Here is a 21,313-nt window from a genome sequence, read left to right on the forward strand (position 1 = left end):
TAACATCAATAATTTTAACATATGATTAACAATTTAAGAAATTCTTTTTTTAAAAATAATACTGTGGTATAGTTTTTATATAAGACTATGCCTAAATTGTACCAAATGAAACTTTGTTTTAGATAATTTTAAAAATGTAAAGAATTTAACTTATTTAAAATGGAGTATTATATAAAATTGTATATAGTCGATGAGGAGAAAGTAAAGTGAAGATTAGAATAAGTAAGAAGAAAATTAAATATTTAGTAGGATTTGTAGGTTTAATTATTTTATTCATGGTGTTTCATTTTTTATTTAATAGTTCTCAGGATAATTTAGAGATACACGGAAAAATAATAAAGGAGATAAATAATAATAATACTTCTAGCAAACTAAATGAAAAAGATTCTAAAAATAAAAAAACAACATTATCTAGAAATTATGTTATGGTAAAAATCTTGAATGGTGATCATAAAGGAGAGACTATAAAATTAGATAATTTAGTAAACGATAAAACTAGCCATCAGTCATTTACCAAAAAGGGTGATGAAGTGTTAATTAATATCTCAGAGGATAAAAATGGACATATTAAAAGTGGCTCATACATATATGATGTTGTTAGATATAAATTTATATATGTACTTGTGATTGTATTTGTATTGCTGATAGCACTTATTGGTGGCATGAAAGGTATAAAATCAATAATAGGTATTGCAATAACAGGCTTTGCTGTTTTAAAGATAATGCTTCCACTTATAATGGCAGGCTTTGATCCTATAGTAGTATCTGTTTTTATATGTATTGGAGTTAGTATTTTAAATTTGCTTATTATTAGTGGAAAAAACAAAAAAACCCTTGCAGCAATAGTAGGGACTTGTGGTGGAGTTATAATTGCAGGAGTCATTGCTGCTGTATGCATCTCAGCACTTAGACTTTCTGGACTTACTGATGAGGAAGAACAAAATATTATTTACATAGCTCAAAATGTGAATTTTAACTTTAGTGGATTGTTTTTTGCAGGAGTGCTTATGGGGGCACTTGGAGCTGTTATGGATATCAGCATGTCTATTGCATCATCTATAAATGAAATAAATCAGCAAAAGGAAATGAGCATGGTGGATTTAATTAAATCTGGTATGAATGTTGGAAAGGACATAATGGGTACTATGGCGAATACCTTAATACTTGCTTATGCAGGAGGTGCAATGTATATTATGATATGGATATCATCCTACGACCTTCCTTTTCATAGGATTTTGAATCAAGATGTAATAGCGTCAGAGGCTGTTAAATCCCTAGCAGGAAGTATAGGACTTATTTTTACAATACCACTTACAGCAATTTTTTCTTCATTTATATTTAAAAGAGAAAAAAAATATGATCAAAAGGTTGATAAAATTATTGAATAATTTAAAGGGGGAAATTTGTTTTGGAAAAAATACTCGTAGTTGAAGATGAAGATAGGATGAGAAAACTTATTTCGACATATCTTAAAAGAGAAACATATGAGGTTCTTGAAGCTGCAGATGGAATAGAAGCAATTGATATATTTAATAGTGAAGAAATATCCTTAGCTATTTTAGATATAATGATTCCTCTTGTAGATGGATGGAGAGTATGCAGAACAATAAGAGAAAAATCTAGTATACCAGTAATAATTTTAACTGCCAAAAGTGAAGAAGAGGATAAACTTTTAGGATATGAGCTTGGAGCAGATGATTATGTTACGAAGCCATTTAGCCCTAAGGTTTTGGTTGCAAAAGTTAAAGTTCTTTTAAAGAGAGTTAATGCAAAAGAATTAGGTAGTGAAAATGATTTTGATGGACTTACTATAAATGAAGCGTCTCACGAAGTTATGCTTCAGGGAAATCAAATTTATTTGTCACCTAAAGAATATGAACTTTTAATATACTTTTCTAAAAATGCAGGAATAGTTTTAAGCCGCGATAAAATTCTAGATAATGTATGGGGGAAAGATTATTATGGTGATTTAAGAACAGTAGATACCCATGTTAAGAGGCTAAGAGAAAAACTTCAAGACAAGGCTTATCTTGTAAATACTGTAAGGGGAAGCGGTTATAAATTTGAGGTGAAAAAGTGAGAGTAAATGTAAAAAATAGTATAACCACTAAATTGTTTTTAATTACGCTTAGCTTTTTTATATTATTTATAGTATTTATTCTGTTATTTGAGTCTATATTTTTTCAAAAAATATATGAAAACAAGAGAAAAGATAATTTAAATAAAGCTGCATATACCTTTAAGAATTATTATAATAGTGGAATAAATAAGATGAATTCAAATGATATTGCAAGTTATATGAGAGAATTTGAAGAAAAAAATGATTGTACTGTTGCAATTTTGAATAGTTATGGAAATCTTAAGTATCTTACTAGTAAGGATAGTGAAGAGGGCAATTCTATTGATATTAATAGAATTAAAGAAATAATGTATAAGTGGGTTTCTGATCCGGGATCATTTATTGATATGAAAAGGACAGGAAAAAGCAAAACTTATGTATTTGAGAGCAAAGTATATAACATGAAGAATATAGTTTGTGTGGTCCCAAATACATCAACAAATGAATATATTTTTGCTATATCATCATTTACACCAATAACTGAAGCTTCAGCTGTAATGAAAGAAATTTTTATATATATTTTTATTGGAGGTGTAGTTTTAGTTTTAATAATGGCATTTATATATTCTAATATGATAACTAAGCCTCTTGTAAAGATAAATAAAGCTGCATCAAAAATGGCTAATCTTGATTTTAATGAAAAATGCAGTGTAGATAGAGAAGATGAAATTGGAAGTATAGGTAGAAGTTTGAATTTCCTTTCTAATAATTTGGATAATGCATTAAATTCTCTTAAAAATGCAAATGAAAAGTTAAAGAAAGACATTGAAAAGGAAAAGGAATTGGAGAAAATGAGGAAAGAGTTTGTGGCAGGTGTTTCTCATGAACTTAAAACTCCTGTAGGTCTTATAGAAGGATATGCAGAGGGACTTAAAGATAATATAGTTACATCAGATGAGGACAGAGAATACTATTTAAATGTAATAATAGATGAGGCCTTAAATATGGGAAATTTAATTTCTGATATGCTTGACTTATCTCAACTTGAAAGTGGTAATTTTAAACTTAATAAAGTATCAATAGATATAGGCGAATTAGTATGGAAGTGTTATCAGAAGTATTGTACTATTTTTAATGAGAGAGGTATAGAATTAGATATAAATATTGTAAATGCAAATGTAGTGGCAGATAAATATAGAATTGAGCAAGTGCTTAATAATTACATAAACAATGCCTTAAAATATGTAAGAAATAAGATATCAATAAACATGGTTGAAAAAGAAAATGAAGTTATGGTTAAGGTAATTAATGATGGTGATAAAATATCCGAAGATGAAATAGATAAAATTTGGGATAAGTTTTATAAGGTAGATAAGTCTAGAAATAGAAAGTCTGGTGGAACAGGACTTGGACTTTCAATAGTAAAAAATATAGTTGAACTTCATGGAGGAAAATATGGTGCAGTTAATACAGAAGATGGGGTGGAATTCTATTTTACATTAAATAAAATATAAAGGCTTTGTTTTAATAGGTAACAGTTAAAACAAAGCCTTATTTTTTAAAGTGTAATTAGTATATAAAGATAAAACCCCTTGAAATTTCAAACGGTTTATCTATAAATTAGAAGGGGCTGTCGCACTAAAAAATTATTAAACCGTAATTTATAAATAATGTTAATTATAAATTACGGTTTAACATTTTTGTGCGACAGCCTCTTCTACTGCTAGTTTGAAAGCTTAAGTGATAGAGTTTTTGTAGTATCATCTCTATAAACCTCAAGGTTTACTACATCACCTGCATTGTGCTGAGATTTAATTGAATTTAATTCCTCTACACTTTTTACTTTTTTACCATCAAATTTAGTTATTACATCACCAGCCTGTATTCCTGCTTTTTGAGCTGGACTAAAATCTTGGACTTGTGTCACATAAACCCCTACAGGAAGGCCGTGAGCCTTCAATTGACTTTCAGAATAAGTTTCAGTTGTTATACCAAGCATTAGTATTGGTTTTGATAAGCTTGAAATCTTAGGTTTAACTAAATCTATAGGAATTGCAAAACCTATTCCTTCGACACTAGTTCCACTGCTAGTGCTACTGCCAATTTTAGCACTGTTTATACCAATTACTTGTCCTTGAGCATTTACAAGAGGACCACCACTATTTCCAGGATTAATTGCCGCATCTGTTTGAATGTAAGTTTGCTTTTTAGATGATGTTTCATCTACACTTATTTGCCTATTTAAAGCACTTATAACTCCGTTGGTTACTGAACCTAGCAAATCTTGACCAAGAGGGTTTCCTATTGCATATACAGGATCTCCAACATTCATGCTGCTTGAGCTTCCAAGTTCTGCAACCCCAGGTACCTTAACATTGCTGTCTGTTATTTTTATTACTGCCAAATCCATCGATTCGTCGTAATTAACAACTTTTGCAGCCACTTGTTTTTTGTTATTAAATATTACTGTTATTGTGTCGGCACCTTGTATGACATGATTATTTGTTAATATATACCCTTCATTATTGAAAATAATTCCGGAACCCATACCATCTTCTTCACTACTTCCACTATTACGATTATTTCCGTAAAAACCAAACATGCTATCGTAATCTGAAGTGGATACTTTTGTTTTAGTTGATACACCAACTACTGCAGGTGCAACCTTTTTAACTATTTGAGCTCCTGTTAGGCTGCCACCTTGGCTTGCGACTGTAGAAGTATTGGTTGCTTTAAGAGTTGATGAAGAAGCATCTGTATAAGAATTTCCTGCATTTTGTGCTAGAGTTTTATATAATGGAGTATTTCTAAATGCACTTGATTTAGGAAGTATATAAAGTGCTCCAGCAGTTGAAATTGTTCCACCTATTATAGAGCATGCAAGCCCTACTATAATATATGAAGTGAATTTATTTCTTCTCTTGGGTTTTTGTGGTGGAATAAAATCATTATTTATTTTAAATTCAGTTGGCATTTTTAAATTATCAGTATTATCATTATTAAAATTATCCATAAATATTACCTCCGATTAATTGTTATTTAACATGCTTTAATGATAATATTTTTGTGTGACACTTTTGTGACAAATTTGTTTAAGTAGTTTTAACAAAAAAGTTACTGGATAGATTTAATTTTACATTGAAATTATAAATGATTAATAGTAAACTATTATCAGTAAAGGAGGAATATTATTGGATTTTATAAGGGAGATAATTCGTAGAGAAGCTTTTAAAAAGTTTATATTTTTTTCTATTTTGATTTTAATATTGTATTTTGCTAGAAAAATGTTAAATTTAGTTCTATTGACCTTTTTGTTTACATATTTAATAAATAGTGCGGAGGTTTTTATTGTTTCAAGGCTATCGAAATATGTGAAAATTAAAGAAGGAATTGTCACAATAATTCTATATATGTTAATAATAGCATTTATTGTTATAGCTTTTTATAAATATGTTCCAGTTGTTATAAATGAAGCTAAAAATCTTGAAGCACAAGCCGAGAGTTTTTATAGATCTAATGCTTTAGACAAATATGCTTTTATAGGTAAGTATGTATCTCCTATAATTGATAAGATAGATATTCAAAAGTACACTGAACCTGGCGCTAAATTTATCATTGAATTTGCAACAAGTTTAGGTAAAGTTAGTGTAAATGCATTTCTAGCATTAATTTTAAGTCTTTTCTTCATAGTTGAAAAAAGAGAAATTATAAAATTTGGAAGAAAGTTTGAAAAGAGTAAGCTATCAAGTATGTATAAATACTTCATATATTATGGAAATAATTTTTTAAATTCTTTTGGTAAAGTTATTAAAGCTCAAATAATAATAGCATTTGTAAATACGATTTTATCGGTGATTGGCCTTGCTGTAATGGGATTTCCAAGTCTTATGACTTTGGGACTTATGATATTTATATTGAGCTTAGTACCAGTAGCGGGTGTAATAATTTCATTAGTGCCTTTATCACTTATTGCGTTTAAAATAAATGGGCCAATAGAGGTTTTATATGTTTTAATAATGGTACTGATCATTCATTCCGTTGAAACTTATTTCCTTAATCCTAAACTTATGTCATCCAAAACTCATATACCTATATTTTTTACTTTTGTAATACTTTTAGTTTCAGAAGAGTTTATGGGTACATGGGGGTTGCTTTTAGGCATACCTCTGTTTATGTTTATACTTGATGTTTTTAGTGTAAATATTGCTGAAGGGGTTTCTAACAATATAAGAACTGCACTGCCGTTTAAAAAGAAACAGTAATTTTATTTATAATATTCAGAAAAAAGAGATGGTGAATTTGAAAATGCCCACACTAATTAAAAATTTTTTTAATAATAAAATTTCAAAGCAAATAAATGAATTCTTTAAAAGTAATATCGATGTTATTGTGTTTTTTGTAATATTATGTATAAAGCTAGTGAGCTATGGTAAAAGTATATCACCTGAGTATTTTGATTCAAGTGTTATTGTACCCATAATTGCATCTTTACTATTACTATTTAGTTTTTCGTTTTTGTTGAAAAATAAAAAAAGGATAAGATATTTATTTATTATCGATACCATAGTTAGTATTCTCATAATAGCAGATTTAGCTTATTATAGGTATTATAAGGACATAATAACTGTTTCAGCTGTTAGAGATGCTAAGCTACTAATTGGTGTAAAGGATGCTGTGGCGGATGTTATAAAGATTAATGACTTTTTATATTTAGCCGATATTGTAATTTTTATTCCTTTATTTAAAATGTACTATAAGAAAATTAATGTTAAAGTTCAGTCAATGATAGCTAGAACGGTTGTTTTTTTAATGATATTTACTATTGGGACAGTAGTGGATGCTAAGACCTTTAAAAAGGTTTCAGCAGAACAACCAACACTTTTAACTGCCATGAGTAATAGAATCTATCTTACTAAAATGATAGGAAATTTAAATTTTCACATAGTTGATGCTTTTAATTTTACGAGCACAAAGATAAAAAATTCAAAAAAGCTTCCAGAAAGTGAAGAAAAGCAGATAAAAAGTTATCTTGAAAGTAACAATAGTGTAAGTAATAAGTTTAGTGGTATAGGAAAAGGAAAGAATCTTATAATGATTCAAGTAGAAGCGCTTCAAGGCTTTGCTATTAATAAACAAATTGGTGGCAAAGAGATAACACCTAATTTAAATAAATGGGTAAATAAAAGCATGTATTTTGATAATTATTTTTATCAAGTTGCTGGCGGAAATACTTCAGATGCTGAATTTATGTCTCTTAATTCACTTTATCCAGCACAATCTGGCGCAGCATATTATACCTATGGTGGTAATACCCTGAATGCGTTACCTAAAGAATTAGGAGAGAAGGGGTACTACACAGCGGCGCTTCACGGATATAATGAAGGCTTTTGGAATAGAAATGTAATGTATAAAACTGAGGATTTTAATGATTTCTTTGGACAGTCTAAGTATACTGATGATGAAAATGTAGGGTTGGGATTAAGTGATAAATCTTTCTTAAATCAATCTTTTGATAAGCTCCAGCAATTTAAACAGCCATATTTTTCTTTCCTTATTACTTTAAGTAGTCATTATCCATTTAATGATGTTAAGGGATATGAAAATGGTATGGATACTTTAGATGTTGGAAATTATAAAAATACATTGTTTGGAAACTATTTAGAAGGTATACATTATACAGACAAACAGCTTGGAGATTTTTTAGATAAGCTTGAAAGTTCTGGCATAGCTGATAATTCTATTATTGTACTATACGGTGACCATTTTGCTATTCCTAAGCAAAATATAAATGATTTATATAAATTTGAAGGTTCAAATAGCACAGATGATTTAGCTTGGTATCAGTATCAAAAAGTACCTTTGCTGATACATTTTCCTAAAGATGAAAATAAGGGTATAAATCATGTTTATGCTGGCCAAATGGATATATATCCGACTATAGCTAATATGTTTAATATAAAAAATAGTTATATGTTTGGTAAAGATATATTTAATACATCAGATAGAAAGGTTACGTTCAGAAATGGATCTTTTACTGACGGAAAGGTATTTTATGTTTCTTGGACTAATACTTATTATGATATAAAAACGGGAAGTAAAATTAATGAAACTCCTGAACTTAAGAGTGCCAAGGAGAAGAGTTCTAAGGAATTAGAATATTCTGATGAGTTATTAAATCATAATTTATTAAAATCATGGACAAAGAAATAAGGAAGTTATCATATGATAACTTCCTTATTTTTGAGCAATTTAATTGCGTTTAAAAATTATTTTAATATTTTAAGTACTTCAACTTCATAATTACCGTCAGGTGATTCAACAGTTGCCTTTTTATTTACTTCCAATTTGTATAGAGATTTTCCTAGTGGAGAGTCAATGCTTATTTTCATATTTTTTACATCTGCTTCCACTGAACTTACAAGAGTTACTTCTTCTACTTCATCTATATCATAAAATTTAACCATTGCAGTTTTATTTAAATCAAATACATTTTCATTTACAGAAGTTTCAACAACAGTAGAAGTTTTTAAAAGCTCTTCTATCTCTTGAATTCTAGTTTCATTCATAGACTGATCGTCTTTTGCTGCACTATAATCAGCATTTTCGCTTAAATCACCTTGAGCTCTTGCAACCTTAAGTGCTTCTTTTATTTCTACTCTTTTAATTGTCTTTAAGTATTCAAGCTCTTCTTCAAGCTTCTTTTTTCCGGATTCTGTTAAAATAACTTTGTTCAATTATAAACACCTACTATCTTAAAATTATGTATTCGTTTTGATAGAAAATAATATATCATACACTATTATAATAATATTACTAAAATTAATTTATTTCAAGAGAATATAAATAAACTTTTGTCAATGCTAAGTTATAATCTGAAAATTAGTTGTCCTCTACATCATATAGATATTTTGCAATTTCTTCAATAATATCTAATTTTATATCATTTGGTAAACAATTAAACTTGTGTCTTAAGCTATCTGCTTTTTCACATTGTAATGCTGATATATCAATGGATTCCAATTTTAATGCTTTTATATTTGAATTATCAGAGTACAAGGAAGAAATAGCAAAATCTAATATTTGCTTAAATACGTCATATTCATATATACTTACCTTAAAGTAATTTAAATTTTTATTTCCATATTCCTCAAACCTGTTAACCAAATTTCTTAAAATCGCTAGAGTTAATTTATTGGACTCACTAATCTCACCAAGCAGCCAACTTGAATATTGAAAAAGCGTGTCTATGTCCGATACAGATATGGATATTGTACAGGTCATGTTTTCTATAATTTTAGTTGATTTATCTTTGTAAATATATATAAAATTATTGTGATAAAATTCTTCTATTATGCGTTTCAAAAGTTGTTTATTAGTTGCAAGAAGATCAAATTTGCAGCCATATACAAATCCTCTCTCAAGGCTTACTTGTCCCCAAACTATAGTCGCATTGCATGTCAAATTTAGATTTCCTATAGGAAATTTAAATGTGACTTTGTCTCCAATTTGCAGTCGTTTTAGTAAATTTAATTTTACACCACTTTCACTTATATCTAGTATTTCAACCTCATCAATTTTGTTTGTACCATTTACCATAAAAAAAGTTGTCAAACATCTAAATCTGATTCTCTTAAAGTTTCTTTGCTCTGTAAAATTTTTCATCTCATCCACCCTCATGTAAATATAAAAGTTATTATCATTAGGTATCTTAAAATCTTAAGATACCTAATAAAAGAAAATAAACCATATATATTATTATAAAGTATATTTACAAATAAATAAACAAAAATTAAACAGCAGTGCTTTTATTCCACTTACCACATCTATCGCCAAAACATCCTACTATTTCGTCATTGTTCTTAATTTGAACTACTTCACATTTATTTTCGCATCCACTGCATTCAAAGCTGGTTGATACAAAGTTTATATTTGCTAAATTAAAGCCTTTGAAATTTGTTTGAACTTTATATCTTTCTATATGATCCTTAGCTATTATAGCTGCTCCGACAGCCCCCATGACTTTATGATTAGGCGGAACTATTATTTTATATCCTAAGGATTTTTCGAAAGAGAGTTTTATTCCTATATTTGAGGCAACACCGCCTTGAAAGAAAATTTTAGGTAATATTTCTTTGCCTTTTCCTACATTGTTTAAATAATTTCTTACTAGGGCATCACATAGCCCGCATATAATATCATCTTCACTGTAACCAAGTTGTTGTTTGTGAATCATATCAGATTCTGCAAAAACAGCACATCTACCAGCTATTCTTATAGGAGAAGTTGATCTTAAAGCGTGTTCACCGAATTTATCTATTGGGATTTCTAATCTTTCAGCTTGTCGATCCAAAAATGAGCCTGTTCCAGCAGCACAAACTGTGTTCATAGCAAAATCACTTACAATTCCATTGCGCAAAATTATTATTTTTGAATCTTGACCTCCTATTTCAATTATTGTTTTTACATCTTTATCTAAATTTAAGGCTGCTATGGCATGAGCTGTGATTTCATTTTTAACAGTGTCGCCTCCTATGAGATATGAGGCTATTTGTCTTCCACTTCCAGTAGTTCCAACACCCAATATTTGTTTATCTGTATATTTGTCTTTTAAAATTCTGAAACCATTTTGTATTGCTTCAATTGGTTTTCCTTTTGTTCGAAGGTAGATACTTTCTACTACTTCTGCATTTTTATTTAAAAGAACTATATCTGTACTTACTGATCCAACATCAACACCCATGTAGTACATTATTTTCTCTCCTTTCAAGTAAATCTATAAATGCTTCAATTCTTGTAATGTATCCTGCTTCACCTGTCATTTCGTCAACTATAAGACTTAATATAGGAAAATTTTCGTCTTTTGAAATTTTAGGCAATATTGATTTTGCTACAATTTCTGGCATACATCCTAAAGGAAAAATTTGTATAGCACCATCGAAATCAGAATGACTTGACATAACTGCTTCTCCAATACATTCCCTTGCATGACCTCCTATATAATAAGGTAAATATTTTCTTGAATTAAATCTCAAGTCAATAGAATTTAATTTTAGTATAGAAAGCATGGCATCCTTAAACCACCAACTTGGGCTTAAATGTCTTGAAGTTGATACGCCATAATCCATGAGCTTATCTTCGATATAAAAATTTGAAAAAGGCTCTATAATAGTATATATTTCGCCTATTATAGCAATTTTTAAAGGATGTTTTTCTTTGTCTAGTTTTACGTTGTCAATTTTATTTTTACAAAGCTTAAGGAATTCTAAAAGCTTATCAGGTTCATTATATGAAAAGGCTTCTTTTTTGCAGTTTCTTAATATCTTTTTACAATCGCCAAGGTTTGCTTCATATCCAGCCTTTTTATGGGCTTCTTTTTCAATATAGTCTAAGAGGTTTATTATTCTATAAGCTTTATAAAGTGTTTTTAATTTTTGGTTTATACTTAGAGAACTTTCATTAGATATTTTTGATATTCTTCTGAAAAATTCTTCTTTACCAATAGCGCTTGGTTTATCTAGTACAATAAAATTAACATTATAACCTAGCTTTTTTAGTAAGTTCATTTGAAGTTCGCAATATTCTCCAAATCTACAAGGACCACAGCTTCCGGTTATTAGGACAGTATCAGCACCATTTCTTATGCTCTCTATATATCCTCCCATCATTATTTTGAATGGAAGGCACATTTCTTCAGGAGAATATAATGATCCTAATTCTAAACATTTTTTGTTACTTTGTGGAGGGAGGACATAGTCTATCCCTAGACCATCAAACACAGCTTTTGCTGCGTAGCATGTATTACCAAGATGAGGAAACGTTATTTTCATCTACACCGCATCTCCTTTCAAGCATATCTGCAAAAGCCTCTAATCTAGTATCAAATCCAGCTTCTCCTGTTTGCTCATCTATTTTTAGTATTAGCATTGGAAAAGACTTTAGTTTGTTTTTTATAAGTTCTATTAGTACAGAATCTATTCCGCATGAAAAAGACGAAATGTATATAATGCCATGAACAAGATTATTTTTTGCTGAAAAAACTGAGAAACCATAAGATTCTCTAGCAAAAGTCCAGAATGGTTTTTTAAATAAACTTGATGTTTCATTATTAATTAAATTTTCGTCTATAGCCTCTTCGGTAATTACACCTATACCTAGTTTATGTAATTTTTTAATTAAGTTTAGATTTGAATAGGTGTCATATATGTTATAAGGATGGCCTACTAGTGCAATATTAATGTTATAGTCTTTATCTTGAATTCCCAAAATTGAACTTTTTTGTGCAAGGAGAGCTTTTGAATATGCATTCTTTATTTTGTAGATGTTTTTTGTAAAAATAGCACCAGAGTTTTTTATAAATGTTATAAAACTTTTTTTATTATATGAGTATATTGGAAAAGAAATAATTTTAGGCATATTTGAGATATCATTTACAATCATCTCAGGAAGTCCGCAAAATTTTGGACATATAAACTCAGATTCTTTTAATTGCATAATTCTGGGAATAAGTATTATATCGCATTTATCTTTTAAATATGCAACATGTCCGTGAAAAATTTTAATTGGTAAACATGCTTCGTCGATTGAATATTTTATTCCTAAATTTAAAATATCCTTGTTTGTGTCTGGAGATGTTATAATTTGGGCACCTAATTCACTAAAAAAGGTTTTAAAAAAAGGATAGTACCTATAAGATAATAAACCTTTAGGAATTCCAACTTTCATGGTATATCATTCCTTCCTGATGTAATTTGATACATTTAGATATTTTAACCATAAACGTTATTTTTTATTCACGACTGCAACTAAAAATGGATAGGGTTAATATCCTATCCATTCAAGAAGTTTAATAGATTTTCATAATTATTTTTTGCGTCTTTATATCCTTCATTATATAAATCAATAAGTTTCTTTTTGTTTTTTTCGGTTCTTCCAACCATAGGAGGTTTCTGTGGTTGAATTATAAATGCTTTGCCATCCTTATTTAGTTTGTTTATATATTCAATAGTATTATTGTAAAGTTTATATCTTTGTATAAGTGAATTATATAATCCTTTATAATTGCGATATTTTTTGGAAGCAATCCATTTTAATTTAAATGGTTTTTTTATGTAGCCATGGCTTCTGGTTAAAATAATTACATTTTTTGTGTTACCGTCGCTTATAGATTTTTTTATTGGTATTGGATCAGAAAGTCCACCATCCATCAGTGTGAAGTTATTCACTTTTACGGATTTAGCTATAAAAGGAAGACTGCTGGAAGCTTTTATTATATCAAGAATGTTTTCATGTGTATAATTGCTCTTATTAAAATAAACTTCTTTTCCTGTAATACAATCAGTAGCTCCAATTACAAATTCTCCATCATAGTTGAAAAAAGTTTGAAAATCAAAGGGTAATAGTTTGGATGGAATTTCGTTAAATATAAAATCCATTCCAAAAATAGATTTATGTTTAATTAAGTTTCTATAACTTAAGTATCTTGGATCGGAAATAAAATCTATTGTTGCAGATTTTGTTCTTCCTCGCTGTTTTGAAACATAGGAAGCTCCATTGCATGCTCCCATTGATACACCTATTATGTAGGGAAAGTAGAGGTTTTTGTCCATAAAAAAATCAAGAACTCCAGATGTGTATACTCCGCGCATTCCTCCACCTTCTAATATGAGACCTATATTATTCAAAACATCATCTCCTTTCAATAATATGCCTTGTTTTTTATTATTATTAGAAACTAAGGATAAAAAGTTACTAATATCACAATTATAACAATATATTTTAATTTTAAAATAGTACATATGCTAAACTTTTACAAAAAATTAAAATATACTTTTAATCTATAAGTTTAATTCCCAGCTTTTTATAGAAATTAGTGGTAATTGTATCGCTTATATAAAGTTTATTATCTTTCTGAAATTTATGAACATAGTATCTCATACCCTCTCCATAAATGCCATCTGGATTACCATTATAATAGCCTTTATTTTTTAAAATTAATTGTAAATCATATACATCTGAACCGCGCATGCCTGGTTTTAAAAAGCGTGGATTTGAGCTAAAGTTACTGTAAGGATTACCAGCTACTATTACTTTTGTTCCTATTGGTATTATTTTATATAATTCAAAAACATCATTATTTCTCATTCTTATGCATCCATGGGAAGATGACCAACCAATTGAATTTGGAGAAGTAGTTCCATGTATTCCATATTTGCCCCAAGGCACATTAAATCCCATCCATCTTCCTCCAAAGCCTTCGCCCCAGGTATCTTTGTTTATGATTGTCCAATTTCCTATAGGAGAGGGGGTAGTTGATTTTCCTGATGCAATGGTGTAGCTTTTTATCATTTTGTCATCTTGGAATATAGCTAAAGTGTTAGTACTTACATCTACAAGTATTGTTGTCTTCTTTTTTGGGTCATAGTTAGATATAATACTTGTTTTTGATTTATATAAAGTAAATATAAAAATTAGTTCTAACAATAATATTGATAATAATACGGCTAGTATTTTATTGAATTTAGTCATTAAATTTCCTCCAATAAATTTCTTATACTTATATTGTACATATATACTAAAATATATTTATTTAGATGCCATTTAATGTATGTTTTATTGTAGATGTGTAAATTTATTCGTGACAGCATTAGTATTTTACGGTATAATATACTATATTAGCTAGTTGATTATTGGGGGGGCGGAGTTATGATAGACGAAGATAAATCATCTATAGTTTTGCTTGTGCAAAATTCACATAGGGTATTTTGTTATTTCAGTGTTTCAGCTGTTGAAATAAAAGGATTTCAAGATAGATATGGGGAAAATTCATGGAAAAATTCCAAACCAGTATTAAAGGTTTATGAAGTGATAAATGGTATTGTTTCTGAAATTAAAACAATTTATATTGATGCTTTTGCTAATAATTGGTTTATAAATTTAGAAAAAGATGATATAGATGTGTTTGTGAAGCTTGGAAGAGTTCTTGTAGATGATACTTTTGTAGCTTTAGCAGTATCAAATACAGTTACAACACCTAGGGATAAACAGTCCGGTGATTCGGCAGTTTACTATGTGGATATATCAGAAGATTTTATTGCTCCAAGCAACAACTTGCCAACATGTGGTGTAAATAAAAATGAAAATTGTATGCATAAGGAACCAAAGCCATATCCATTTGTTGATGGAAAAAAAAAATTAGACCATATCCCAAGCTCATGATTTGTTACTCTAGATATAATAATGATTATTTTGAAAAAACTTCAAAAGAAATTATAAATAATTATTTTAAATTTCCTGCTTGTACGTCTAAGGTTAAATAAGTTGATTGGAGTGAATAAATTTGAAAAAAGGATATGTTGCGTTTGTACTTCATGGTCATATGCCATTTATAAGGCATCCTGAGATTAATGATGCACTTGAAGAAAGATGGCTGTTTGAGGCTATGAGTGAGTGTTATATTCCACTTATTCAAGTTTTCGATGGGATTTTAAGTGATAAAATAAAATTTAAAATGACAATGTCTATAACACCGCCTTTAATGTCTATGCTTCAAGATGAATACTTAAATGAAAGATATCTTGAATATCTTAACAAATCTATAGAACTTTCCAATAAAGAATTAATAAGGACTAAAAATAATTATCAAGAAAATAAGGTTGCACATTTTTATAATGATAGATTTAAAGGACTTCTTGAAACGTACGAAAAATATAATAATAATCTAATGAATGCATTTAAAAAGTTTGATAAACTTGGATGTCTTGAAATAATAACTTGTTCGGCCACACATGCATTATTACCGCTTATTTCTGTAAATCCGGAAGCGGTTAGAGCACAAATTGCAACAGGTGTAGAATCTTACACTAAAATTATGGGGCATAGTCCAGAAGGTATATGGCTTCCTGAGTGTGCATATACCTATTCATTGGATAGTGTGCTTAAAGAATATGGCATAAAATATTTTATATCAGAAAGTAAAGCAGTACTTTATGCTTCTCCGAGACCTATGTATGGTACAAATGCTCCTATAGCAGTACCAAATGGGGTATGTACTTTTGGAAGGGATATGGAATCATCATATCAAGTGTGGAGTGATTTTATGGGATATCCTGGTGATTTTAGTTACAGGGAATTTTATAGAGATATAGGATATGAACTTCCTATGGATTATATAAAACCATATATAAATGCATCAGGTATAAGAATAGATACAGGTTTTAAATACTATAAAATAACTGGTAATTCTGAATATAAGGAAATATATAATAGGGATGAGGCAATGCAAAAAGTATGGCAGCATGCATCACATTTTTCTAAATGTAGAACTGATCAGATAAGTGAGATTTCAAAGCATATGGATAAGCCTCCTATTATAACGTGCCCATATGATGCTGAGTTATATGGACATTGGTGGTTTGAAGGACCAGATTTTATAAATGCATTTATAAGAAAGAGTGCTGAAGATTGGACGTCGTATGAACTTACAACTCCATCTGAGTATCTTAAAATGAATCCTATAGTTCAGTGTTCTACTCCTAATCCATCAAGTTGGGGGGAAAATAGCGATTACTCTGTATGGATAAATTCTTCTAATCAATGGATATACAGAGATTTGCATAAGTGTGAGGAAATAATGATAAGGCTTGCTAATACTTACACTGATCCAAGTGAACTTCAAGAAAAAGCTCTAAATCAAGCTGCAAGAGAACTTATGCTTGCTGAATCATCAGATTGGCCTTTTATTATAAAAAATAATACTACAGTTGATTATGCAGTTAGAAGAATAAACAGTCATCTAAATAGATTTAAAGCAATCTATGATGACATAACAAAAAATAATATACAAGCAAAAAACTTAGAGAAAATTGAAAGCATAGACAATATATTTCCAAATATAAATTATAGAATATATGCTAAAGCAAACGGATAAAATATAGGAGGGGTTTTCGTGGCAAATTGGTGGATGGTAAATTATAAAGCCAATGAAAGTTTAATTGATTTTTGGATAAAAAATGGCATAGTTACAGTTGGATGGAGTGAAATTGGAAATCCTTTAGAATATGAAACTAAAGATAAGCTTTTGATGAGATGTGATGAAGTTTATAGCAATGTAATGCCTGGTAAAAGAATACAATATGAGAGTCAAGTTTGGAGATTTTCAAGAGAAATAAATAAAAATGACAGGATAATTACATATAATGCTCTAACGAAAGAATATTATATAGGAATAGTTTTAGAAGAGTATAGGTATATGGCAGAGGTATATCCTAAACAACCTAATGTTTTAAAAGTAAAATGGGTAGAAAAACATATACATGAAAAACTAATTTCTAAGGAACTTAAGGATTCCTTAAGTCAAAATTATATTGTATTTAGAATATTTAATTGTGATGCAGAAATAGAGAGACTTCTTGTAAGTAATGGAAATGTTAAAGAGGCCCTGGATAAGGAAAATGAAATATATAATGCAGCTTTAGAATGTATTAAAGAATTACTTAAGAATATGGACAAAAACAAATTTAAATTTCTTGTAAGAGAGCTATTATGTATTATGAAATATAAGGTGAGTAATAATTATGACAATGACAGAGAAAATTCTTACCTTATTATAAGCGAAGATGAGCTTAGTTTTACAAAGAACATAATAAGAGTTTGTCATCTTAATGATGATGAAGTAGTGGACTTAAATACAATATTAAATGTTTTAAATAGTTACGGAGATAATGTTAATAAGTATCTTATTATTTCAAATAATTCTATATCACAAGCAATTAAAAATAGTATTAATGATAAAATTTTTATGATTAACTTATCAGTAGATGATATTGTCTTAAAGTTATTTGAATATTACGATGAATTAAGTGAAGACACTAAAAAGCTGCTTTTATTAAGGAAAGTATATATTTAAAAAGTAGTTTTAGGATAAATAAAAAGAGAGTATTTCTATTTCGAAATGCTCTTTTTTATTTATTTTACTAGAAAATATTTAGAACTTTAGAAAAATTAATGCCTTAGTAATTTTTATTAGTTGTATGCATATGACATTTTAGAGTATAATTTATCTATAAAAAATATAAAAATTTAATTGATGTTAACAACGGGAGATTTTATGGAAGAGAACATGTTGGATTTAAAAGAAGTTAAATTGAGTAATGGACTCCAAATTATATCCATTAAAAAAAATACTCAATTATTTTCACTGCATTTTGGAGTTAAGATAGGCTCACTTTATGAAGACAATAAAGAAAAAGGTATATCACATTTTATTGAGCATATGGTATTTAAAGGAACCTCCAATATGAATAACGAACAGTTAAATGAAGCTTTCGAAGAACTTGGTGGGGAGTATAATGCTTATACTGATTACAATTGCACAGTATATAGTGTAACTGCTTTAAATGAAGAGCTTGATAGGAGCTTATACTTAATTTCAGATATGATAAGAAATGCTGTATTTGATAAAACAGAATTTAATAAAGAAAAAGAAGTTATATTATCTGAAATTAGAAGTGTAAAGGATGATATTGAAGACTACAGTTTTAATAAAGTTCATGAAATTGGTTTTTCAAGGGGACCGCTGAAATATGATACTATAGGTAGTGAAAAAAATATAAACAAGTTTACAAGTGAAGATTTAGTTGATTTTTATAAAAGGTATTACTTGCCAAACAATTGCTGTATTGTAATAGTTTCCAATATAGGACATGAAGAAGTTATATGTAATATTGAAAAGTATTTTGACAGTTGGGCTAAGAAAGATATAATAAAAAGAAATATTTTGGCTGAAAAAAATTTGCCTGTAAAGAAGGTTTCATATAGAAATGATATAGAGCAAAGTACTATAATATATATGTTTACATTTCATGGTTTAACAAGAATGGAGGAAATGGCATTAAAAATACTTAATTATAGATTGGGAGAAAGTGCTAATAGCATTCTATTTAGAGAGATTAGGGAAAAAAAAGGACTTGCATATGATATATATTCTGAACTTAACACTTCAAAGTATGTGAAGACGATGTACATATACACGGCTGTTGGAAAAGGAAATATTGATTCTGCTGCTATGTGTATAGATAAATGCCTTGAAAAAATAAAATGTGAAAAAAACTTTATAGAAAGCAAATCTATTGCAGTAATGAAAAAGGTACTTAAAACTGCAGTGGTATCTACAATAGAGGATACTACTGATTTGTCTAATTATGTACTTCATCAGTGTTTGGATGGAGAAAACATATATGAGTTTTTAGAAGATATAAAAAATGTAGATTTAGTGAATTGTAATGATATAACTATGGTTGCTAATAAAGTTTTAAGTAATCCAACTATTCATATACTGACTTCAAAGGAAAGTGATTAGATTGAAGCATACTATAACGAAAATTGAGGCACAGAAAAATAAAAGGGAAAGAGTAAATATATATATAAATGAAGAATATTCTTTTTCGTGCAGCATGGAGTTAGTTTATAGATACAATTTAGAAAAGGGCAGGAATGTAGATTTAGATTATATTAAAGAAGTAGCTAATGAGGATAATTATATTTATTGCAAAGAAACAGCTCTTAGGATTATAGAAAGGACCTTGAAGACGGAGAAAGAAGTTATAGATAAATTGCAAAATAAAGGTTTTGAAAAGAACGTAATTGATAAGGTTATGGATTTTCTGAGGCAATATGATTTTGTAGATGATTATAAATATGTAAAGTGCTATATGAAAGAAAAACTTAAAGTCGATGGAAAAAAGAAAATAAAATTCAATTTACTAAAAAAAGGAATAGCAGAAAGTACTATAGATGAAGGATTTAGATTTTATGATAAAGATGAGGACGAATATATAAATTCATTAAGAAAAATTGCTGAAAAAAAGTACAATAGTCTTAAAAAGCAGAATCTGGAACAGATTAAACTTAGAAAAAAGCTGTGTGACTATTTGCTTAGAAAAGGATATTCGTGGAGTGAAGTAAAATTAGTTTCAAATGAGTTGTTTAATAGTAGTGACTTTGAATAATGTAGGAGATGATTTTATTTGAAAGTAAATCCTGTGACTATTTTTATAATTGTTTGCTTTGTATATCCACTTTTAAAAGGTTTTTTATTTAAGTTTTCTTCCTATGACCTTAAAAGGGACTGGGAAGGTGTAGTAAATAGCGTAGCTTTTATAGTAGCAATTTTTATAGGTATAAGATATTCTAAAAAATTGTTTTCAATGGAGAATATAAATAAACTATATAGTTTTCTGCCAGCAAATATATATAGTTTTGTAGAAAAGAAGCCAATGGTATTGTATTTTGTACTCATACCAATATTAGTTTATTTAATTTATATTATTATTAGAACTTTATTTAATTTTATAAATAGGCTTATTTTTTATAGATTATTCGATGGAATAGATAGAATGATTTCCAATAAAAGTAGTATAGTAAAGAGACTACTGGGTGCAATAGTACAAATTCCAAGATCAATATGTTATGTTATAACGGTATTATTTGTATTAAATATATTATCTATGGTAAATTTAAATAAAAATTTAAATGGGTATTTACAATCGTCTGAAGTATATGGATATTTGTGTAAACAAGTTATTCTTCCCGTTACAAGTTCAAATTTAGCTAAAAAACTTCCATCAATTATAGATAATTCTTTTAAAATTGTATACAAGCAAAAGGATACGATTAGCGTACCAGATAGTAATGATTCATCTAATAGCGTAGATAATGGAAAAACAATTGTTTATTATAATGGGGTAACTCTTGATGAGGGAGTTGCTTCAGATAGTCAAATTGATAATTTTGCAAAGAATCTTGTTCTTAATGAAGTTGGTACTGAAAGTAAAGCGAGAAAGATATATGAATGGATAGGGAATAATATATCATATGATTATAATAAGGCTAATTTGGTTCTTAACAATGATTACGATGTGAAGTCAGGTGCTATTTATACTTTCAATACTAGAAAAGGCATATGTTTTGATTATTCGTGTTTATATGTTGCTATGGCACGAGCGAATAATATGAAAGTAAGGCTTGTAACTGGACAGGGCTTTAATGGAGTGTCCTGGGTAAGTCATGCATGGAATCAAGTTTATATACCTGAAAGTGGTAAATGGATAAATGTTGATACTACTTTTGCAAAGGGTGGAAATTACTTTAATAAAGCAATGTTTTCAATGGATCATAAGGATGCTAAAATTATAGGTGAATGGTAAGGGGAGATGCAATTTAAAAAATATTGATAAAACTTGTGTGATTAACGATTAA

The 21,313-nt window shown here is 28.7% G+C and carries 19 protein-coding genes; 11 read left to right on the forward strand and 8 right to left on the reverse strand.

Annotation, left to right across the window (positions count from 1 at the left end; genetic code table 11):
• The first annotated feature begins 275 nt into the window (after positions 1–275).
• From ACJDT4_RS10135 to ACJDT4_RS10145, 3 genes are read left to right on the forward strand one after another with little or no spacing between them, the layout of a single operon-like run.
• A complete protein-coding gene (locus ACJDT4_RS10135; protein ID WP_406787497.1) occupies positions 276–1,388 on the forward strand; it encodes a YibE/F family protein in 1,113 nt (370 codons plus the stop codon).
• 20 nt (positions 1,389–1,408) lie between these two features.
• Complete coding sequence (locus tag ACJDT4_RS10140; RefSeq protein ID WP_406787446.1) at positions 1,409–2,080, forward strand: response regulator transcription factor; 672 nt, start codon at positions 1,409–1,411, stop codon at positions 2,078–2,080.
• Complete coding sequence (locus ACJDT4_RS10145) at positions 2,077–3,573, forward strand: ATP-binding protein (RefSeq protein WP_406787447.1); 1,497 nt, start codon at positions 2,077–2,079, stop codon at positions 3,571–3,573. The genes ACJDT4_RS10140 and ACJDT4_RS10145 overlap by 4 nt, the downstream gene beginning before the upstream one ends.
• 209 nt (positions 3,574–3,782) lie before the next feature.
• Here ACJDT4_RS10145 and ACJDT4_RS10150 read toward each other — a convergent pair whose 3' ends face one another.
• Positions 3,783–5,072 carry a S1C family serine protease gene (locus ACJDT4_RS10150; protein WP_406787448.1) on the reverse strand — a complete coding sequence of 430 codons (1,290 nt, stop codon included), beginning with the start codon at positions 5,070–5,072 and terminating at the stop codon, positions 3,783–3,785.
• Between the two features lie 178 nt (positions 5,073–5,250).
• Between ACJDT4_RS10150 and ACJDT4_RS10155 the strand changes: the two genes are divergently transcribed.
• Together ACJDT4_RS10155 and ACJDT4_RS10160 are read left to right on the forward strand one after the other, a co-directional pair.
• Positions 5,251–6,321, forward strand: coding sequence for an AI-2E family transporter (locus ACJDT4_RS10155; protein ID WP_406787449.1), 1,071 nt, complete (start codon positions 5,251–5,253; stop codon positions 6,319–6,321).
• Between the two features lie 43 nt (positions 6,322–6,364).
• A complete protein-coding gene (locus tag ACJDT4_RS10160) occupies positions 6,365–8,269 on the forward strand; it encodes an LTA synthase family protein (RefSeq protein ID WP_406787450.1) in 1,905 nt (634 codons plus the stop codon).
• A 56-nt stretch (positions 8,270–8,325) separates the two neighbouring features.
• Here the strand turns inward: ACJDT4_RS10160 and greA are convergent, their stop codons facing one another.
• From greA to ACJDT4_RS10195, 7 genes are all read right to left on the reverse strand, one after another.
• A complete protein-coding gene (gene greA, locus ACJDT4_RS10165) occupies positions 8,326–8,793 on the reverse strand; it encodes a transcription elongation factor GreA (RefSeq protein WP_406787451.1) in 468 nt (155 codons plus the stop codon).
• 145 nt (positions 8,794–8,938) lie between these two features.
• Positions 8,939–9,721, reverse strand: coding sequence for a PilZ domain-containing protein (locus ACJDT4_RS10170; RefSeq protein WP_406787452.1), 783 nt, complete (start codon positions 9,719–9,721; stop codon positions 8,939–8,941).
• Between the two features lie 127 nt (positions 9,722–9,848).
• Positions 9,849–10,808 carry an acyl-CoA dehydratase activase gene (locus ACJDT4_RS10175; RefSeq protein ID WP_406787453.1) on the reverse strand — a complete coding sequence of 320 codons (960 nt, stop codon included), beginning with the start codon at positions 10,806–10,808 and terminating at the stop codon, positions 9,849–9,851.
• Entirely contained in the window at positions 10,789–11,886 is a 1,098-nt protein-coding gene (locus ACJDT4_RS10180) for an acyl-CoA dehydratase activase-related protein (RefSeq protein ID WP_406787454.1), read from the reverse strand. Before ACJDT4_RS10180 ends, ACJDT4_RS10175 begins: the two co-directional genes overlap by 20 nt.
• Positions 11,858–12,781 (reverse strand): acyl-CoA dehydratase activase-related protein, encoded by a 924-nt coding sequence (locus tag ACJDT4_RS10185; protein ID WP_406787455.1) that lies wholly within the window; start codon positions 12,779–12,781, stop codon positions 11,858–11,860. Before ACJDT4_RS10185 ends, ACJDT4_RS10180 begins: the two co-directional genes overlap by 29 nt.
• Before the next feature lie 104 nt (positions 12,782–12,885).
• On the reverse strand, positions 12,886–13,740 hold the full coding sequence (locus ACJDT4_RS10190; protein ID WP_406787456.1) for a patatin-like phospholipase family protein: 855 nt from the start codon (positions 13,738–13,740) through the stop codon (positions 12,886–12,888).
• 148 nt (positions 13,741–13,888) lie between these two features.
• Positions 13,889–14,584 (reverse strand): L,D-transpeptidase family protein, encoded by a 696-nt coding sequence (locus ACJDT4_RS10195; RefSeq protein ID WP_406787457.1) that lies wholly within the window; start codon positions 14,582–14,584, stop codon positions 13,889–13,891.
• Positions 14,585–14,761: 177 nt separating this feature from the next.
• Here ACJDT4_RS10195 and ACJDT4_RS10200 point away from each other — a divergent pair, with 177 nt between their 5' ends.
• The 6 genes from ACJDT4_RS10200 to ACJDT4_RS10225 all read left to right on the forward strand — a co-directional run bounded on the left by ACJDT4_RS10200 (position 14,762) and on the right by ACJDT4_RS10225 (position 21,261).
• A complete protein-coding gene (locus ACJDT4_RS10200) occupies positions 14,762–15,274 on the forward strand; it encodes a DUF4912 domain-containing protein (protein ID WP_406787458.1) in 513 nt (170 codons plus the stop codon).
• Between the two features lie 121 nt (positions 15,275–15,395).
• Complete coding sequence (locus ACJDT4_RS10205; protein WP_406787459.1) at positions 15,396–16,985, forward strand: glycoside hydrolase family 57 protein; 1,590 nt, start codon at positions 15,396–15,398, stop codon at positions 16,983–16,985.
• Positions 16,986–17,003: 18 nt separating this feature from the next.
• A complete protein-coding gene (locus ACJDT4_RS10210; RefSeq protein WP_406787460.1) occupies positions 17,004–17,963 on the forward strand; it encodes a restriction endonuclease in 960 nt (319 codons plus the stop codon).
• Between the two features lie 201 nt (positions 17,964–18,164).
• Entirely contained in the window at positions 18,165–19,415 is a 1,251-nt protein-coding gene (locus ACJDT4_RS10215; RefSeq protein WP_406787461.1) for a M16 family metallopeptidase, read from the forward strand.
• A 1-nt stretch (position 19,416) separates the two neighbouring features.
• On the forward strand, positions 19,417–20,064 hold the full coding sequence (gene recX / locus ACJDT4_RS10220) for a recombination regulator RecX (RefSeq protein ID WP_406787462.1): 648 nt from the start codon (positions 19,417–19,419) through the stop codon (positions 20,062–20,064).
• 18 nt (positions 20,065–20,082) lie between these two features.
• The gene (locus tag ACJDT4_RS10225; protein WP_406787463.1) at positions 20,083–21,261 is read left to right on the forward strand and encodes a transglutaminase-like domain-containing protein; all 1,179 of its coding nucleotides are present in this window, start codon (positions 20,083–20,085) and stop codon (positions 21,259–21,261) included.
• Positions 21,262–21,313 lie beyond the last annotated feature (52 nt).

This window comes from Clostridium neuense, from assembly GCF_045310695.1.
Lineage (GTDB): Bacteria > Bacillota > Clostridia > Clostridiales > Clostridiaceae > Clostridium_S > Clostridium_S neuense.